The following is a 15,657-nucleotide window of genomic DNA, read 5'->3' as shown; positions in this document are numbered from 1 at the left end:
ACGTAAATACTCTGGGTGGGTAACCCCAGAGTTTTAAAAGGAAAAGTTGTACCGTCAGGGTAGGTTTGTAACGTTATTAGCGAGCAGGTCGTTTTCAAAAAGCTCGGCGATTAACTACGACTAACTCAGGACGCATGATGCAAACGCTGCTGCGGCTTATGCCCGAAGTCCTTTTGCGGAATTTGCAGGGTGACCGTCGCAATCAGCGAAGTTTGCTCAGTTTCATCCAGGCCCAGTTCGCCGGTGCGTGCGTCAATCAGTTCCAATTGCCAGGCCAGCAGTGTCAGGCAGTTATGCAAGGCATCCAGCGCGTCGTCATGCAATTGCATGGGGCTCTGGGCATTGGCGATCAGGTGTTGAAGGTGCCTCGAGAATTCGCTGATTGCCTGCAGCGCCAGGCTGTCGGCCTTTTCAGCCAGTTTGGCGAGGCTGCTCTTCATGCAGTCGATGGCGTCGCTGTCATTACGGATCAAATGCAGATGACTCAAGCATTCTTGCGACTTGATCAGTAGCATTTCGGCTTCCATCAGAAATTCGGGAAGTGCCGTTTGCCATTCTTTCGCGCTGTTCATCATGCAAGTCTCCACAACTTAAGCTCGGGTGATGAGTTGTCGCACCGGGTGAGAGGCTTAAAACTAGCGCTGAAATATAATTGAGGCTTGTAGGCTGCTTCCGATATTCCTGTAGGACGTTTATTGAAATGCCCACGAAAGTCGCGTGTAGCCCCAGTTGAGTGGGATGACACGACTTCAGTTGCCGATACGAGAGTGCCTGGAAGGCCTGCGGACCTAGGGCTTGGGATGGCAAACAAAAGCCTGACTCCATTCATGCAATGAGAATGGCGTCACATTAATGGCTATTAGATATCGCGAATATCAGGTCGGGCCTGATTGCGTATAGGGGAATCCCCTATGCGGGGGAACCGCGCGACGATTGGAGTGTCGGGCGAAGTCGTTTCAAGCGCTGTGAGAGCGCTGAATCAGTAAAGCATGATGTCAGTGTGACATCAATGGTTTTACATGGCATTTTACTGGGGTCAAGGTCTGGCGCTTGCCGCCGATAACTTGCCTATATGAACTGCACACCCTCTCAGCGCGAAACCAACGTGCACATCAGGAGCTTTTAATGGCCGGCATTCTCGACACGGTAGATCAACGCACGCAATTGGTGGGTGAGAATCGCCTGGAGATCCTCATGTTCCGTCTGTTTGGGCGGCAGCTGTTTGCGATCAACGTGTTCAAGGTGCAGGAAGTACTGCAATTGCCCAAGTTGACCCTGATGCCCCAGCGCCATCCCTTTGTCTGCGGCGTGGTCAACCTGCGCGGCCAGACCTTGCCGGTGATCGACTTGTCCCAGGCCATCGGCATGCGCCCGCTGGTGCCGGGGCCTAACAGCACGATTATCGTCACCGAGTACAACCGCTCGGTACAGGCGTTCCTGGTGGGCGGCGTCGACCGCATCGTCAACATGAATTGGGAAGCCATCCTGCCGCCGCCGGCCAGCGCCGGGCGCCAGCACTACCTCACCGCCATCAGCAAGGTCGAGGACCAGTTGGTGGAAATCATCGATGTGGAAAAAGTCCTCGCTGAAATCGTGCCCTATAACGCCAAGGTTTCCCGTGAAAAACTCGAAGACCCAGTGCTGGAACGCGCCCGTGGCCGCGAAGTGCTGCTGGTGGACGACTCCAACGTGGCGCTGTCGCAGTTGCGTGACACCCTGGGCCAGTTGGGCGTGAAAATGCACATCGCCAGTGACGGCCTCAAGGCGCTGAATATGCTCAAGGCCTGGGCCGACAGCGGCCAGGTGATGACCGACAAGCTGCTGATGATTTTCACCGACGCCGAAATGCCCGAGATGGACGGCTACCGCCTCACCACCGAAATTCGCAACGACCCGCGTCTGCGTGGTCTCTACGTGGTGCTGCACACCTCGCTGTCGGGCAGCTTCAACGAGTCGATGGTGAAGAAGGTCGGCTGCGATAATTTCCTCTCCAAATTCCAGCCGGACAAGCTGGTGGATGTGGTGCGTCAACGACTGATGCTGGACGAAGTGTCCGCCTGACTTTAGTCTATGACACTTTGTTTCCTAGGAACGCAGGCTCATGCTCCGTCTCAGCGCGCTGTACCGTTACCCCTTGAAATCCGGCAAGGCTCAAGCCTTGCAGCAGATTGGCCTGGATAAGCTCGGGCTGGAGGGGGATCGACGCTGGATGCTGGTGGACGAAGCCAGCGGGCGTTTCCTGACGCAACGCGCCGTGGCCAAAATGAGCCAGCTGACGGCACTGTGGAATACGGCGGGCGGCCTGACCCTCAGCTCGCCCGGTTATCCGACGTTGGACGTGGCCTTGCCCGGCACCGACGCGTTGCGCGGTGTCACCCTCTGGCACGACAGCCTGCGCGTGCCGGACGCGGGCGATGCCGCAGCGGCCTGGGTCAGCGCCTTTATCGGCAAGCCCACCCGCCTGGTGCACATGCCGATCGACCGCGCGCGCACAACCGAAGCCGGCTATGGCCTGGATGACGACAAGGTCGGGTTCGCCGACGGTTACCCCCTGCTGCTGATCGGCCAGGCTTCCCTGGAGGATCTGTGCGCGCAGATCGGCCGGCCGATGGAGATGTTGCGCTTTCGTCCCAACCTGGTGATCGAAGGCGGCGAGGCCTTCGCTGAGGATGGCTGGAAACGCCTGCGCATCGGCGATGTGGAGTTCCGGGTGGTCAAGCCCTGTTCACGTTGCGTCCTCACCACCGTCGACCCGCAGACCGGCGAGCGCAGCCCGGACCGCGAGCCGTTCGCGACCTTGCAGGCCTACCGCGGCACCGAAAAGGGCGCGATGTTCGGCCAGAACCTGGTCAACGATGGGGTAGGGCGATTGGAAGTCGGCATGCCGGTGACCGTGCTGGAATGAAAAATGCCCGTCTCGCAAGAGACGGGCATTTTTTCTGCCACGTGACGCTTAGCCGCGGTATTCGCACAGGTAAGCGGTGTCTACGGCGACCTTCAACTGGAACTTGCTGTTGGCCGGTACGTTGAACTGGCTGCCGGCGGCGAAGGTTTCCCAGCCGCTGCTGTCTGGCAGCTTGACGACCAGCGCGCCGGAGACCACGTGCATGATTTCACGCTGGTCGGTGCCGAACTCGTATTCACCCGGGGCCATCACGCCGATGGTCGCCGGACCTTCCGCGGTGCCGAAAGCGATCGACTTGACGGTGCCGTCGAAGTATTCATTGACTTTGAACATGGGTGAATCCTCGGAAAAGGGTCTGGAAAGGTCAGCCAGTATGCCCAAGGGCAGGGGAGCTGCCTAGACCGGCAAAGTCAGTGGCAGCAGGCGTGCCGTGTTGCGCGCATCCTCCAGGGCTCGATGCTGCTGGCCATTGAACTGCATCCCCGCCAATTGCAGCGCGCTATTGAGCCCCAGCGGCTTGTCCAGGCGTCGGGCCTTGGCGAAACGTTGCTTGAGGTTGACATGGGGCGTCTGGCCGAGCGCACTGGCCAGGCCATGGCGTTGCCATTCCAGCTCGAGCTGCACGCGATCGTAATCTCCCCAGCTGGCCCAGCCTTCCAGGCGTGGTTGATGCTGGCCCAGCCAGCGCTCGAACAGCGGCCACACCTCGGTGATGGGCGCTGCCGCGTCAATATTGGCCTGGGTGATGTGGGTCAATTTGCGGCAAAACGGCGTCAGCAGTGGCCGCCGCAGCGGTCGCACGAAGCGCTGGAAGTGATCCAGCTCGCGGCCCTGGCGGTTGACCAGGCTCGCACCGATTTCGATGACTTCCATCTCCGTCACGGGCCAGCCGCCGTCATCCGTTGTGGCTTCAAGGTCAATAATCAGCCAATGAGGCATGCGCAGGTTCCCGTACTGTTCCTGTCCTGATGGGGATAGAGCGTAGCCGGGCCTTGTAGTTCCGCCCAGGGGCTTATTCGATCTCCAGCAAAACCTGACGATTGCGCACCTGATCGCCGGCCACCACCTGCACACCTTTGATAATGCCGTCGATACCGGCCTTCAGCGGGTGCTCCATTTTCATCGCTTCGAGCACCACCAGCAGTTGGCCTTTGCTGACGTTTTCGCCGACGCGCACCCGCACCTCGACAACCGCCCCCGCCATCGGCGCCTTCAGCGTGCCGCTGCCGGCATCAGCCTGGTGGTTGGCGATGGGCTGGGTGCCGTTGATGACCCGCAGGCCCGGTAGCCACAACTGGTTGCCGTCGAGGTGATAGGCGACGCGCCGGCGGATACCGTTGAGCACCAGAGTCGCCCAGCGCCCGTCGCTGCCGAGGTGCTGAATGTCGATCCCGTTGACGTGCAAGTGGTCGTGGGCAATCACGCCGACGCTGGCCGAGTGAACCACATCGTTGACCTCCAGGCGGCAGGCCCAGGGCACCGTGGCGTTGTTGCGCCAACCTGCGAGGCCGTGGCGATGGGCGTTGGCGCTGTGCTGGTAGAACAGCGCGGCGGCCACGGCGAGTTCCTCAGCGGATGCCGGCGGGCGGGGAATGTGGTTGAAGTGCTCGGCGATAAAACCGGTACCGAAATCACCGCTGACGAAGCCCGGGTGCCTGAGCAGGTCGGCCAACAAGCGTTGATTGGTGGCAACACCGAACAACACCGTATCTTGCACTGCCCGCAGCAACTTGCGCCGAGCCTCTTCGCGGGTGGCACCATGGGCGATGAGCTTGCCCTGCATCGCGTCGTAGAACGGGCTGATGGTGTCGCCCTCGCGCAGGCCATGGTCGATGCGAATACCCGGCGCCGGCTCCCAGCGCAGCACCGCGCCGGTTTGCGGCAGAAAGTCGTTGGCCGGGTCTTCGGCGTACAGACGCACTTCCATGGCGTGGCCGCTGAGCGTCACCTCGGCTTGGGTCAACGGCAATGGCTGGCCGGCGGCGATCTGCAGTTGCCAGTCGACCAGGTCTACGCCGGTGATCAGTTCGGTCACCGGGTGTTCGACTTGCAGGCGTGTGTTCATTTCCAGGAAGTAGAACTGGCCATTGCCGTCGAGCAGGAATTCCACCGTGCCAGCGCCGACGTAATTCACCGCGCGACCCGCCTTGAGCGCGGCGTCGCCCATGGCGTGGCGCAGTGCGTCGGTCATGACCGGGCAGGGCGCTTCCTCGATGACTTTCTGATGGCGGCGCTGCAGCGAACAATCGCGTTCGCCCAGGTAAATCAGCTGGCCATGCTGGTCGCCGAACAGCTGGATTTCCACATGGCGTGGATTGATCAGCGCCTGTTCGAGGATCAGTTCGTCGCTGCCGAAAGCGTTCAGCGCTTCGGAGCGCGCCGCGCGCAGGTGCTCCAGCAGTTGGTCCTGGTGCTGCACCAGGCGCATGCCGCGGCCGCCGCCCCCCGCGCTGGCCTTGATCATCAGCGGGTAACCGATGCGCTGGGCTTCGTGGTGCAGGGTCGCGTCGTCCTGGGCGCTGCCTTGATAGCCCGCGATGCAGGGAACGCCAGCCTGGAGCATGGCGAGTTTGGACAGGCGCTTGCTGCCCATCAGTTCGATGGCCTCGGGGCTGGGGCCGATGAAGGTAATGCCCGCCTTCAGGCAGGCCGTGGCGAACGCAGGGTTTTCCGAGAGGAAACCGTAACCGGGGTGAATCGCGTCGGCCCCCGTGCGGTGAGCGGCATCGAGGATCGCCTGGCTATCAAGGTAGGACGCGTGAACGGGGGCGGGGCCGATATTGACGGCTTCGTCGGCCATTGCGACGTGCAGGGAATGGGCGTCGGCGTCGCTGTAGATGGCCACGGTGCGGTAGCCCAATGCCTGGGCCGTGCGTTGGATACGGCAGGCAATTTCGCCGCGGTTGGCGATCAGGATCTTGGTGAAGGCGGGCATTGGTTTATCCCTTGGCTGATGGGGTGTCTGGGCTGGCTTCATCGGGGGCAAGCCCCCTCCCACATTTTGAAATGCGTCCCACCTGTGGGAGGGAACTTGCTCCCGATGGCGTCATTTGCACCACCCAGGCTTGCGCTTCTGCACAAAAGCCTGCGTCCCCTCAATCCCTTCTTCACTCACCACCGCTTCGGCAAACCACTGCGCGGCCTGGTCCAGCAGCGGCTCCAGTGGCTGCTCCACACTGGCCAATAACAGCGCCTTGGTGCGCGCATTGGCGCCGGGCGCGCAGCGCAGCACTTGCCCCAGCACCTCATCCAGGCGCTCGGCCAACGCCTGCCCGTCGTGCTCGACAAAATGCACCACCCCCAACCGGCCCGCTTCAACCCCATCAAACCGCGCCGCCGTCAGCGCCAGCCGACGCGCCTGGGTCAAGCCGATGCGCTTGACCACAAACGGCGCAATCTGCGCGGGCAGCAACCCCAGGCTGGTCTCCGGCAAGCCGAACTGCGCTGTGCCTTGTGCAATCGCAATGTCACTCACACAGGCCAGGCCAAACCCGCCGCCCAGCACGGCGCCTTGCAGCACCACGATCACCACCGGCGAAACCGCCTCCACTTCTTGCAGCAAGCTGCCAAACGCCCGATTCAACGCGGCCAGTTGATCACCGGCGGTGACCAGGTCCTTCACATCCGCCCCCGCGCAAAAGTGCCCACCCGCGCCGCTGATCACGATGGCGCGCACTTGGCTGTCCAGTTGCGCCAGCACGGCGCGCAATTCGTTGACCATCTCAAGGCTCATTGCGTTACGGCAATGCGGGCGGTTGAGGGTGATGTGCAGCACACCGTTATGCGCCTCCAGCAGCAAGGTGTTCATGGCTTTTTCCCGGGCAGGGTGCCCATCAGTTTGCAGATGATGCCCAGCATGATTTCATCGGCGCCGCCGCCGATCGACACCAGGCGTACGTCGCGATAGGCACGGGCCACCGGGTTGTCCCACATGAAGCCCATGCCGCCCCAATATTGCAGGCAGCTGTCGCTGACCTCGCGGCCCAGGCGCCCGGCCTTGAGCTTGGCCATGGACGCCAGGCGGGTCACGTCCTGGCCTTTGATGTATTGCTCGGTGGCCTGGTACACCAGCGCGCGCAGGCATTCGATTTCGGTCGCCAACTCGGCCAGGCGAAAGTGAATCACCTGGTTGTCGATCAGCGCCTTGCCAAAGGTGTGGCGTTGCCGGCAATAGTCGATGGTGCTGTCGATGCAGTATTCCAGGCCCTTGATCATATTGGCCGCGCCGAACAGGCGTTCTTCCTGAAACTGCAGCATCTGCATCATGAAGCCCGCGCCTTCCTGACCGATGCGGTTGCGCTGCGGCACGCGCACGTCGTCAAAGAACACCTGGGCGGTTTCGGAACTGTGCATGCCGAGCTTTTCCAGGGGCGGGCTGACGCTGATGCCCTGGGTGTTCATCGGCACCATGATCAGCGATTTGTTGATGTGCGGCTTGTCGTCGGAGGTGTTGGCCAGCAGGCAGATAAAGTCGGCGCTGGGCGAGTTGGTGATCCACATTTTGCTGCCGTTGATCACGTAGTCGTCGCCGTCCTTGCGCGCATGGGTCGTGAGCCCGGCCACGTCGGAACCGGCGCCGGTTTCCGACACGCCGATGCAACCGACCTGCTCGCCGCTGATGGCCGGGCGCAGGAACTCCTCGCGCAGTTCATCCGAGCCGAAGCGGGCGAGGGCGGGGGTGCACATATCGGTCTGTACACCGATGGACATGGGGATGCCGCCGCAGCGAATGCTGCCGAACGCTTCGGCGGCGACGATCGAGTAGCTGTAGTCCAGGCCCATGCCGCCGAACTGCTGCGGCTTGGAAATGCCCAGCAGGCCGAGGTCGCCGGCCTTGCGGAAAATCTCATGGATGGGAAAGCGCCCGGCTTTTTCCCACTCGTCCACATAGGGGTTGATCTCGCGCTCGACGAAGGCGTGCACGGTGCGCCGCAGTTCCTGATGTTCCTGGGTGAAGATCATGGTTGTCGTTCTCCTGTTAGAACCGCGCCACACCAAAACTGTTGGGCTGCAATGAGCGCACCTGGGCCTCATGACAGATATCCAGTAGAAACCCGAGCAAAGTTCGCGTATCGCGTGGATCGATCAACCCGTCATCCCACAGGTTGGCTGTGCCGTAGAGGGCGGTGGACTGGCTGTCGAGCTTCTGCGCGGTGACCTGCTCCAGCATGTCCAGCACCTTGGGATCGGGTACCAGGCCCTCCTTCAACTGCTTGGCCTCGGTGACGATGCGCAGCACCTTGCCCGCCTGCGCGCCGCCCATCACCGCCGTGCGGCTGTTGGGCCAGGCGAAGATGAAGCGCGGGTCCAGGCCACGACCACACATCGCGTAGTTACCGGCACCGTAGGAGCCGCCGACCACCATCGTGAGTTTGGCCACGCGGGCATTGGCCACCGCCTGGATCATCTTGGCGCCGTGCTTGATCACGCCTTGCTGCTCCGACTCAGTGCCCACCATGAAACCGGTGGTGTTGTGCAGGAACAGCAGCGGCGTGCGGCTCTGGTCGCACAGCTGGATGAACTGCGCGGCCTTGCTCGCGCCTTTCGGGGTGATCGGGCCGTTATTGCCGATCACGCCGACGGCGTAACCGTGAATATGCAGGTGGCCGCAGACCGTGTGCGCATCGAACTCGCCCTTGAACTCAAGAAAGCGCGAGCCGTCGGCCAGGCGCGCGAGGATTTCACGCACGTCGTAGGGTTTTTTCGGGTCGTCCGGGATCAGCCCCAGCAGCTCTTCAGCGGCATACAGCGGCTCGCTGTAGGCCCGTTGCGGCGCTGGCGGCAGGTGATCATTCCAGGGCAACAGGCTGACAATCTCACGCACGATGCGCACGCCGTCGGCATCGTCCTGCGCCAGGTATTCAGCGGTGCCAGCGGTTTGCGCGTGCATCTGGGCGCCGCCCAGTTCTTCATCGGTGGCGACTTCGCCGGTGGCCGCCTTGAGCAGCGGCGGCCCGGCAAGGAACAGCTTGGCCTTGCCGCGCACCACCACCACGTAATCCGAAAGCCCCGGCTGATACGCGCCACCGGCGGTGGCCGAGCCGTGCACCACGGTGATCTGCGGCAGGCCCATGGCCGACATGCGCGCCTGGTTGGCAAAACTGCGCGCGCCTTCGACGAAAATATCGGCAGCGTAATTGAGGTTGGCGCCGCCGCTTTCGGCGAGGGTCACCACCGGCAGTTTATTGTCCATGGCGATCTGTTGCAGGCGCAGGGATTTTTTCAGGCCGGAGGGGGAGATGGTCCCGCCCTTGATCGCGCTGTTATTGGCCACCACCAGCATGCGCACGCCGCTGACATAACCGATGCCGGCGATCAGCCCGCCGCCGGCGGCGCTGCCGTCCTTGTCGTCATGCAGTTTGTAGCCGGCCAGGCTGGCCAGTTCCAGAAACGGCGCGCCGGGGTCGAGCAGCAGGTTGAGGCGTTCGCGTGGCAGCAGTTGGCCGCGTTGCTCGAACTTGGGCCGGGCTTGCTCGGCCTTGGCGAGCAGGGTGTGTTCCAGCTGGCGCACGTGCTGAAGGCTGTGCAGCATGGCTTCGCGGTTTTGCGCGAATTGCGGGCTGTGGGGGTCGATCAGACTCTCGATCACGGGCATGGCCTAGTGCTCCGCCTTGAGCACATCGGGCAGGTAGGCGCGGTGAAAACCGTTGAACCCTTCGTTTGGTGCTTGCGCTTTGTGCAGCGGCCAGGCGCGGCTGCCCAGGCTGGCGGCGCCGTCGATGCGCAAGGTGCTGCCGCTGATAAACGCGGCGGCGGGGCTGAGCAGGAACACGATGGCCGCGCTGACTTCCGACTCGGTGCCGATCCGCTTGAGCGGCACGTGCTCGCGCAGGGTGGGGATCACCGCCTTGAACGCGCCTTCGTAGGTGTCCATGCCGCTGGAAGCGATCCAGCCCGGCGCCACCGCGTTGACGCGCACGCCGGCATAGCCCCATTCAAACGCTGCAGTCTTGGTGAAGTTGTCCATCCCCGCACGCGCCGCGCCCGAATGGCCCATGCCGGGCATGCCGCCCCACATATCGGCGAGCATGTTGACGATGGCGCCACCGTGGGTGCTCATCGACTGGTTGAACACTTCACGCGCCATCACGAAGCCGCCGACCAGGTTGGTGCGCAGCACGGTTTCGAAGCCTTTCTGATTGATCGATGCCAGCGGTGATGGGTACTGGCCACCGGCGTTATTGACCAGGCCATGGATCGGGCCGTGGTCGGCAACGATCTGTGCGACCAGTTGCTTCACCGCGTCTTCATCACGGATATCGCAGGCGTGCCAATCGGCGTTGCCAGCGTCTTCGGCGATTTCCGCCGCGACCTTTTCCAGCTTGTCCGGCTTGCGCCCCACCAGGATCACGTGCGCACCCAGCGCCGCCAGCTCATGGGCGGTGCAACGGCCAATCCCGCTGCCGCCTCCGGTAACGATAACGCTTTGCCCCTGGAACAGGTCGGCTTTGAAGATCGAGTCGAAGGCCACGGCGACGGTCCTTTAAGTGAGTTGATCGGCGATGTGTTGCGGCACGGCGATGGGAATTTCCAGCAGTTGCTGGGCGAAGGCCTTGCCTTGGGGGTCGATGCGCAGGCTGGCGATGCCGCCGCCGCCCAGGGCGTTTTCCAGCAGGAAGTTAAGGCTGTGGCTGCCGGGCAAATACCAGCGCTCGACACGCCCGTACACTGGGTCGAGCACATGGCTCATCCAGTCGACGATCACTTCGGGGGTGAGCACTTCGGCGATCCACGGCAGGTACTCGGGCGCGCGGGCAATCACGCCGATATTGCTGTGGTTGCCCTTGTCGCCAGAGCGCGCCACCGCGAGTTTCACCAGGGGCACGCTGGCGTCGGCGCGGCCCTGGGGCTTGGGCGGTTCGAGGGGCGCGGCAGGGGTGAGCGGCGGCCGTGGGGTGGGGAGTTCCACGGCGTGGTGTGCGCCCTGGTAGTCGAGGGTCACGGCGCAGGCAGGTTTATCGATCAGGAACGAAAACAGTCGGATCAGGGGATACACCGTGGGCCTGCCGCCGACGATCCCGGTCAGCCCCGGCGCCATGCCGGTGGCGGCCTGGGCGATTTCGCGGGCGAACAGCACGAGTGCCTGCTTGTTGGGGTGGCGCACCGCCAGCTTGATCACCACCTCCCGGCAGTCTTGGCGTTGGGCATGACCACCATAGGTGGCTTCGCTGCCGAGCAATTCGATGTTCACCTCGGTGTAGGGTGCCCAGCCATGTTGGCTGAACAGTTCCGAGGTCTTGTGGATGATGGCCTGGCTGACCCGGTCGGCCTTGGCCACCGCATCGATGCCGGCCAGCAGACACGTGGCGGTGCAGCGGAAACCGTCAAGGTAAGTGGCGCTGACCTTGTATTGATCGGTCGGCGGCAGCCCCTTGGCGCCGTGCAAGCGCACGCAATGTTTGCCTTGCTGCTGCACCTTGACCTGGCTGAAGTCGCAGATCACGTCAGGCAACCGGTAGGCGCGGGGATCGCCAATCTCATACAACAGCTGTTCGGCCACGCTCAGTTCACTGATCAACCCGCCGCTGCCTTCGACCTTGTTCACGGTGAACTGGCCGTCGGCGCTGACTTCGACGATGGGGAAACCGATGTGCTCATAGTCCGGCACGTCGCGCCAATCGGTGAAGTTGCCGCCGGTGCATTGTGCGCCGCATTCGATGATGTGCCCGGCCAGGGCGGCCTGGGCGAGGTGGTCATAGTCTTGCCACGACCAGCCGAACTCATGCACCAGCGCCGCGCTGACCACGGCGCTGTCGACCACCCGGCCGGTGATGACGATATCGGCGCCGAGCTCGAGCGCCGCGGTGATGCCTGGCGCGCCGAGGTAGGCATTGGCCGACACGCACGCAGATGGCAGCGGAGCGCCGCTGAACATGTCGGTGACGTCCGGCAGGTGCTGGAGTTGCGAATGCAGGTCATCGCCGAGCAGGACGGCGATTTTCAGGGCAACCCCGGCGCTATCGCAGGCCGCCTGCAGGGCCGCCGCGCACGCCTCGGGGTTGATGCCGCCGGCATTGCTGATCACCCGGATGCCCTGGCGCTGGATATCGGCCAGCAGCGGCGTGAGCACCTCGACAAAATCGGTGGCGTAACCGGCCTTGGGGTCTTTGATGCGCGCCCCGGCCAGGATCGACATCGTGACCTCGGCCAGGTAGTCGAACACCAGGTAATCCAGGGCGCCGCCGTGCACCAATTGGGCGGCGGCGGTGCAGGTGTCGCCCCAGAAGGCGCTGGCACAGCCGATGCGAACGGTCTTGCTCATGAGAAATCCTTCCTCGAATGGCTGGTGGCGAGGCTACCAAGCAAGCGCTTGGTTTGTAAACCCCGTGCACAAGTTTTGCCCGAGCGCTTGCTTGGTTGGCGACCACGGCCTAAATTGCCGCCCAAGACGATAGTAGACATGAGGGAAAGCAGCATGGATGACCCCCAGGCCCTGCGGGTAATGCGCACCATGGTCGACGGTGGACAATTGACCGACCCCGAGAGTGCCCGGGGCAAGTTGCTGCAAACCGCGGCGCACTTGTTTCGCAACAAGGGCTTCGAGCGCACCACCGTGCGCGACCTGGCCGGCGCGGTGGGCATCCAGTCGGGCAGCATCTTTCATCACTTCAAGAGCAAGGACGAGATCCTGCGTGCGGTGATGGAAGAAACCATCCTCTACAACACCGCGATGATGCGGGCTGCGCTGGAAGAGGCGAGCACGGTGCGCGAGCGCGTGCTGGCGCTGATCCGCTGCGAATTGCAGTCGATCATGGGGGGCAGCGGGGAGGCGATGGCGGTGCTGGTGTACGAATGGCGTTCGCTGTCCGCTGAAGGTCAGGCCCAGGTACTGGCCTTGCGTGACGTGTATGAAGATCTCTGGCTGCAGGTGTTGGCTGAAGCCAAGTCCGCCGGCTACATCAGGGGCGACGTGTTTATCACCCGACGCTTCCTGACCGGCGCGTTGTCCTGGACCACCACCTGGTTCCGCACCCAAGGCAGCCTCACACTCGAGCAACTGGCCGAAGAGGCCCTGCTGATGGTGCTCAAGGCGGACTGAGGCGCAAGCTATTAATTTGCTGGCGAAAGTTGTCTCTGCCGGGAAAAACGCCTAGCTTATCGCCATCATAGAATTCGACGGTGTGTGCCTAGATGTTTTCGCCATGGCGGCTGGCTGCAGGACTTACATGTTTGGCACTGGGTACCGCAGTCTGGACCCAGGCCGGCGCCGCGCAGTTGGTGAGGGTCGGCGCCGCGCATTTTCCGCCGTATACCGTACGCCCTGAACAAGGCGCCGATACCGGTTTACTGCCGCAATTGGTTGAAGCGCTGAACGCCGTGCAAAGCGACTATCAGTTTGTGCTGGTGCCTACCTCGATCCCCCGGCGGTTCCGCGATTTCGAGCAAGGCCGCGTCGACATGGCGATCTTCGAAAACCCGTCCTGGGGTTGGAAAGAGGTTGCCCACACCAGCGTCGACATGGGCCTGGAAGACGCTGAAATCTTCGTCGCCGAGCGTGAGCCCGGTCGCGACCAGAGCTTTTTCAACGACCTGGCCGGCAAACGCCTGGCGGTGTTCAGCGGTTATCACTACGCCTTCGCCAACTTCAACCCCGACCCCAAGTACCTGGCCGAGCACTTCCACGCCACCTTGACCTATTCCCACGACAGCAACTTGCTGATGGTGGCGCGCGGGCGTGCCGACATCGCCTTGGTGACGCGTTCGTACCTGAGTGATTTCATGGTGCGCAACGCCGACATGGCGGATAAATTCCTGGTGTCGGAGCGCACCGACCAGGTCTATCACCATTACGCGTTGCTACGGCCCAAGGCCCCGATCAGCGGGCCGGTGTTCGCGGGGATGCTCAAGCAACTGCGGGACAATGGCCAGATGCTGAAGATTTTCGAGCCGTATCGAATTGATGTAACACCTGTCCCCTGAGGTTGCAGAAGGTCAAATGTGGGAGGGGGCTTGCCCTAATGCCATTTTGTAGGAGCGAGCTTGCTCGCGAAGAACTCAGGGCCCCCGCGTTTATCCAGAATGAACGCGTTGCCTGGACGTTTTTCGCGAGCAAGCTCGCTCCTACAGTTAACTGACTGGCATTAGAGCTTGCTCCCCCCACATCTATTTCTGCTGTTTTCAGACCCTGCGTGCAAAGGTGTCGCTATGGTTGCCCGACACCTTGCGGCAGTGCACCAGCGCGTCGCGAATCATGAAGTTCACCAGCGTCGGTGAAACCCCCAGTTCCTTGGCGATATCCTTCTGCGGTACGCCGTGCAGGCGATACATCTCGAACGCGTAGCGGGTGCGCTGCGGCAGCTCCGTCAGGGCGTCGGCGATGTTTTCCAGGGTGTTGAAATTGATGTGGGACGTTTCCGGTGAAGCGCCGTGGATCACCACATTCAAGCCTTCCTCTTCGGTCCCGGAATACTTGAGCTCCAGAGCCTGCTTGCGGTAGTGATCGATCGCCAGGTTGCGCACGATCTGGAACAGATAACTCAGCTGGGCCTTGAACGAGGAGGTGATGGTCGGTGCCGACTGCAGCCGGAAGTAGGCGTCCTGCACCACATCCTCGGCACGGGAACGACAGCCGGTAATACGTGCCGCGATCTTCACCAGAATCAGTCGATTGTCGACGAACGCCTGGAGAAGTGGTGAGTCGCACCTGCCTGTGGATACTTGTTCCGTCATGGAAATCACCTTGTTGCAAAAGAGGTTAGGGGAGGGCGTCCTTGCTGAGGCCTCCTACACATCGGGCAACAAATTATGCTTAATGATAATGATTGTCAAATGAGAAGGCGAACTAATCTTATGCCTTTCAGGAAGGTGTGAAGCACGTCGCGCTCCACCCCGGCGACTAATTATTTACCGCAGCCGTCCGTTCTTTTGGGTGACAGGTCCGTTAGCAAGCGGCCAAGGATCAGCACCCGCAGGAGGGCGAAATGGGTTTTTATCGTGCACGCAGCGTGTTTCAGCTTGGGGGCCTCGCTCAATGAGTCCGCCTGCGCCGCTGCGCCTGTTCTGCCTGCCCCATTCAGGCGCCAGCGCCTCGGTCTATGCACGCTGGCGCCGAGTGCTGCCGGATTGGTTGCAGGTCTGCCCGCTGGAACTGCCGGGGCGCGGCATGCGCATGGGCGAGCCGCTGCAGCGCGATATCAAGGCCTTGGCGGCCCAACTCGCCGCTGAAATCAGCCGCGACCTCGATGGCCCTTATGCGTTGTTCGGCCACAGCCTCGGCGGCCTGCTGGCGTTCGAACTGGCGCACGCGTTGAAAGCGCGCAACGCGCCGGCCCCGCTGGCCTTGTTTGCCTCCGGTACCGCCGGTCCGGCGCGGCGCGATGTCAGCGAATACGCGATCGAAAAGACCGACGCACAACTGATCGCCCGCCTGCGCGAACTTAAGGGCACCTGCGACGCCGCATTGGCCAATGCTGAATTGATGCAGTTGATGCTGCCGATCCTGCGCGCCGATTTCCTGCTGTGCGGCAGTTTCACCTATGGCGAGCGCGAGCCGCTGGGCCTACCCATCCATGTGTTCGGCGGCAAGCAGGACAGCGTGCGTGCCGACCAATTGCTTGACTGGCAGCTCGATGCCGCCAGCGGTTTTTCCCTCGACATGTTCGACGGTCACCACTTCTTCCTCGTGCAGCACGAAAGCACCGTGCTGCGCTGCCTGCGCCGCTATGCCGACGAGCACCTGACGCGCTGGCGCAGTGGCGCGGCGCGGCAACGCGTCGCCGGCTGACCCTCACCGACTTTCCGTATTTCCCGTA

At 62.4% G+C, this 15,657-nt stretch carries 15 protein-coding genes; 5 read left to right on the top strand and 10 right to left on the bottom strand.

The window, feature by feature from the left end; translation table 11 throughout:
- Positions 1-125: 125 nt before the first annotated feature.
- Positions 126-575 carry a hypothetical protein gene (locus tag QF045_RS21765; protein ID WP_306493976.1) on the bottom strand — a complete coding sequence of 150 codons (450 nt, stop codon included), beginning with the start codon at positions 573-575 and terminating at the stop codon, positions 126-128.
- A gap of 550 nt (positions 576-1,125) precedes the next feature.
- On the opposite strand from QF045_RS21765, the gene QF045_RS21760 reads away from it, so the two are divergent.
- Together QF045_RS21760 and QF045_RS21755 are read left to right on the top strand one after the other, a co-directional pair.
- On the top strand, positions 1,126-2,061 hold the full coding sequence (locus QF045_RS21760; RefSeq protein ID WP_306493975.1) for a chemotaxis protein CheV: 936 nt from the start codon (positions 1,126-1,128) through the stop codon (positions 2,059-2,061).
- Positions 2,062-2,101: 40 nt separating this feature from the next.
- Positions 2,102-2,905 carry an MOSC domain-containing protein gene (locus QF045_RS21755; protein WP_306493974.1) on the top strand — a complete coding sequence of 268 codons (804 nt, stop codon included), beginning with the start codon at positions 2,102-2,104 and terminating at the stop codon, positions 2,903-2,905.
- Positions 2,906-2,953: 48 nt separating this feature from the next.
- On the opposite strand, the gene QF045_RS21750 is transcribed toward QF045_RS21755, so the two are convergent.
- From QF045_RS21750 to QF045_RS21715, 8 genes are all read right to left on the bottom strand, one after another.
- The gene (locus tag QF045_RS21750; RefSeq protein WP_306493973.1) at positions 2,954-3,238 is read right to left on the bottom strand and encodes a pyrimidine/purine nucleoside phosphorylase; all 285 of its coding nucleotides are present in this window, start codon (positions 3,236-3,238) and stop codon (positions 2,954-2,956) included.
- 63 nt (positions 3,239-3,301) lie between these two features.
- A complete protein-coding gene (locus tag QF045_RS21745) occupies positions 3,302-3,844 on the bottom strand; it encodes an exonuclease domain-containing protein (protein WP_306493972.1) in 543 nt (180 codons plus the stop codon).
- 73 nt (positions 3,845-3,917) lie between these two features.
- Positions 3,918-5,840 carry an acetyl/propionyl/methylcrotonyl-CoA carboxylase subunit alpha gene (locus tag QF045_RS21740; protein WP_306493971.1) on the bottom strand — a complete coding sequence of 641 codons (1,923 nt, stop codon included), beginning with the start codon at positions 5,838-5,840 and terminating at the stop codon, positions 3,918-3,920.
- Positions 5,841-5,951: 111 nt separating this feature from the next.
- Positions 5,952-6,713 carry an enoyl-CoA hydratase/isomerase family protein gene (locus QF045_RS21735; protein WP_306493970.1) on the bottom strand — a complete coding sequence of 254 codons (762 nt, stop codon included), beginning with the start codon at positions 6,711-6,713 and terminating at the stop codon, positions 5,952-5,954.
- Positions 6,710-7,867 (bottom strand): citronellyl-CoA dehydrogenase, encoded by a 1,158-nt coding sequence (atuD, locus tag QF045_RS21730; RefSeq protein WP_306493969.1) that lies wholly within the window; start codon positions 7,865-7,867, stop codon positions 6,710-6,712. The genes QF045_RS21735 and atuD overlap by 4 nt, the downstream gene beginning before the upstream one ends.
- A gap of 16 nt (positions 7,868-7,883) precedes the next feature.
- Positions 7,884-9,500 (bottom strand): acyl-CoA carboxylase subunit beta, encoded by a 1,617-nt coding sequence (locus QF045_RS21725; RefSeq protein WP_306493968.1) that lies wholly within the window; start codon positions 9,498-9,500, stop codon positions 7,884-7,886.
- Positions 9,501-9,503: 3 nt separating this feature from the next.
- On the bottom strand, positions 9,504-10,376 hold the full coding sequence (locus QF045_RS21720) for an SDR family oxidoreductase (RefSeq protein ID WP_306493967.1): 873 nt from the start codon (positions 10,374-10,376) through the stop codon (positions 9,504-9,506).
- A 12-nt stretch (positions 10,377-10,388) separates the two neighbouring features.
- Entirely contained in the window at positions 10,389-12,167 is a 1,779-nt protein-coding gene (locus QF045_RS21715) for an acyclic terpene utilization AtuA family protein (protein ID WP_306493966.1), read from the bottom strand.
- A 153-nt stretch (positions 12,168-12,320) separates the two neighbouring features.
- On the opposite strand from QF045_RS21715, the gene QF045_RS21710 reads away from it, so the two are divergent.
- Together QF045_RS21710 and QF045_RS21705 are read left to right on the top strand one after the other, a co-directional pair.
- The gene (locus tag QF045_RS21710) at positions 12,321-12,944 is read left to right on the top strand and encodes a TetR/AcrR family transcriptional regulator (RefSeq protein WP_306493965.1); all 624 of its coding nucleotides are present in this window, start codon (positions 12,321-12,323) and stop codon (positions 12,942-12,944) included.
- 92 nt (positions 12,945-13,036) lie between these two features.
- Entirely contained in the window at positions 13,037-13,825 is a 789-nt protein-coding gene (locus tag QF045_RS21705) for an ABC transporter substrate-binding protein (RefSeq protein WP_306493964.1), read from the top strand.
- A 198-nt stretch (positions 13,826-14,023) separates the two neighbouring features.
- On the opposite strand, the gene QF045_RS21700 is transcribed toward QF045_RS21705, so the two are convergent.
- Positions 14,024-14,575: an RNA polymerase factor sigma-70 gene (locus QF045_RS21700; protein WP_027603895.1), complete on the bottom strand. Its 552-nt coding sequence runs from the start codon at positions 14,573-14,575 to the stop codon at positions 14,024-14,026.
- 301 nt (positions 14,576-14,876) lie between these two features.
- Between QF045_RS21700 and QF045_RS21695 the strand changes: the two genes are divergently transcribed.
- Positions 14,877-15,629: a thioesterase II family protein gene (locus QF045_RS21695; RefSeq protein WP_306493963.1), complete on the top strand. Its 753-nt coding sequence runs from the start codon at positions 14,877-14,879 to the stop codon at positions 15,627-15,629.
- Positions 15,630-15,657 lie beyond the last annotated feature (28 nt).

Source organism: Pseudomonas sp. W4I3 (genome assembly GCF_030816195.1).
Classification (GTDB): domain Bacteria; phylum Pseudomonadota; class Gammaproteobacteria; order Pseudomonadales; family Pseudomonadaceae; genus Aquipseudomonas.
This window is presented reverse-complemented; position numbering and strand designations above follow the sequence as displayed.

Excerpts from the sequence above, each read along its gene's own strand:
- QF045_RS21765 (WP_306493976.1), bottom strand. The coding sequence starts at position 575 with ATGATGAACAGCGCGAAAGAATGGCAAACGGCACTTCCCGAATTTCTG.
- QF045_RS21760 (WP_306493975.1), top strand. The coding sequence starts at position 1,126 with ATGGCCGGCATTCTCGACACGGTAGATCAACGCACGCAATTGGTGGGT.
- QF045_RS21755 (WP_306493974.1), top strand. The coding sequence starts at position 2,102 with ATGCTCCGTCTCAGCGCGCTGTACCGTTACCCCTTGAAATCCGGCAAG.
- QF045_RS21750 (WP_306493973.1), bottom strand. The coding sequence starts at position 3,238 with ATGTTCAAAGTCAATGAATACTTCGACGGCACCGTCAAGTCGATCGCT.
- QF045_RS21745 (WP_306493972.1), bottom strand. The coding sequence starts at position 3,844 with ATGCCTCATTGGCTGATTATTGACCTTGAAGCCACAACGGATGACGGC.
- QF045_RS21740 (WP_306493971.1), bottom strand. The coding sequence starts at position 5,840 with ATGCCCGCCTTCACCAAGATCCTGATCGCCAACCGCGGCGAAATTGCC.
- QF045_RS21735 (WP_306493970.1), bottom strand. The coding sequence starts at position 6,713 with ATGAACACCTTGCTGCTGGAGGCGCATAACGGTGTGCTGCACATCACC.
- atuD (WP_306493969.1), bottom strand. The coding sequence starts at position 7,867 with ATGATCTTCACCCAGGAACATCAGGAACTGCGGCGCACCGTGCACGCC.
- QF045_RS21725 (WP_306493968.1), bottom strand. The coding sequence starts at position 9,500 with ATGCCCGTGATCGAGAGTCTGATCGACCCCCACAGCCCGCAATTCGCG.
- QF045_RS21715 (WP_306493966.1), bottom strand. The coding sequence starts at position 12,167 with ATGAGCAAGACCGTTCGCATCGGCTGTGCCAGCGCCTTCTGGGGCGAC.
- QF045_RS21710 (WP_306493965.1), top strand. The coding sequence starts at position 12,321 with ATGGATGACCCCCAGGCCCTGCGGGTAATGCGCACCATGGTCGACGGT.
- QF045_RS21705 (WP_306493964.1), top strand. The coding sequence starts at position 13,037 with ATGTTTTCGCCATGGCGGCTGGCTGCAGGACTTACATGTTTGGCACTG.
- QF045_RS21700 (WP_027603895.1), bottom strand. The coding sequence starts at position 14,575 with ATGACGGAACAAGTATCCACAGGCAGGTGCGACTCACCACTTCTCCAG.
- QF045_RS21695 (WP_306493963.1), top strand. The coding sequence starts at position 14,877 with ATGAGTCCGCCTGCGCCGCTGCGCCTGTTCTGCCTGCCCCATTCAGGC.